At 55.1% G+C, this 966-nt stretch carries 1 protein-coding gene and 2 tRNA genes; all 3 read left to right on the top strand.

The annotated features are described in order from the left end of the window. Nucleotides 1–252 precede the first annotated feature (252 nt). The 3 genes from fdxA (at nucleotide 253) to BN2475_RS11805 (ending at nucleotide 911) form a co-directional block, all read left to right on the top strand. Nucleotides 253–576: a ferredoxin FdxA gene (gene fdxA / locus BN2475_RS11795; protein ID WP_094779707.1), complete on the top strand. Its 324-nt coding sequence runs from the start codon at nucleotides 253–255 to the stop codon at nucleotides 574–576. Between the two features lie 120 nt (nucleotides 577–696). Then, nucleotides 697–772 (top strand) — tRNA-Asn (locus BN2475_RS11800). Between the two features lie 63 nt (nucleotides 773–835). After that, nucleotides 836–911: transfer RNA gene (locus tag BN2475_RS11805), tRNA-Asn, on the top strand. The last annotated feature ends 55 nt before the right edge of the window (nucleotides 912–966 follow it).

Genomic DNA, 966 nt, shown 5'->3' on the forward strand with positions numbered 1-966 from the left:
GGAGGCCCGTTTACGCGGCCAATTCACCGAGTTCAGCTTCGAGTCGCTTCGTCATCCGGAAAATTCGACGCCCTCTCGGCTGCAACTCGGTCAGTTGGTCCATTAATCAGCGCTTCCCTAAGGGCGCAATAAACTAATCACGAAAACATATAAAAGGCGTTGTCCGATGCCGCATGCGCCTCTTGACGTTACGTTACAATAACGCTTTTGGCGTTTGCGCCTTCCCTGATTCCGCATGCAGGAGCTGCCTGAATGACTCACGTTGTGACCGAAAGCTGCATCAAGTGCCGCTATACCGACTGCGTCGATGTGTGCCCGGTGGACTGCTTTCGCGAAGGTCCCAACTTCCTCGCGATCGACCCCGACGAATGCATCGACTGCGCGGTGTGCGTAGCCGAGTGCCCGGTGAATGCCATCTATGCCGAAGAAGACGTGCCGGGCGACCAGCAGAACTTTATCGAGCTGAATGCCGATCTGGCCAAGAGCTGGCCGAGCATCACCAAGACCAAGGCGCCGCTGCCTGAAGCCGAAGAATTCAAGGACGTGAAGGAAAAGCTCCAGCTGCTCGCGCGCTGAGTGTCGCAGCCTGCCACTTGCCCTGCAAGATTCAAGTGAAATCGGGATGATGAACGCAGGGTATTGACAGGCGCCCCAGCTGCTTCTAGAATTTCGTTCTCTGCTGTTTTGTTGTTCTGTTCCTCGATAGCTCAGTCGGTAGAGCGCCGGACTGTTAATCCGTAGGTCCCTGGTTCGAGCCCAGGTCGAGGAGCCAAGAATTTCAAAAAGCCCGTTAACCAGGACGGGCTTTTTTATGTAGATCAAGTTGTACTGCTGTTCCTCGATAGCTCAGTCGGTAGAGCGCCGGACTGTTAATCCGTAGGTCCCTGGTTCGAGCCCAGGTCGAGGAGCCAAAATCTTGAAAGGCCCGCATTCGTGCGGGCCTTTTTGTTTTGCCTGAGCGTTTGC

The organism is Paraburkholderia ribeironis (assembly GCF_900019265.1).
GTDB classification, from domain to species: Bacteria; Pseudomonadota; Gammaproteobacteria; order Burkholderiales; family Burkholderiaceae; genus Paraburkholderia; species Paraburkholderia ribeironis.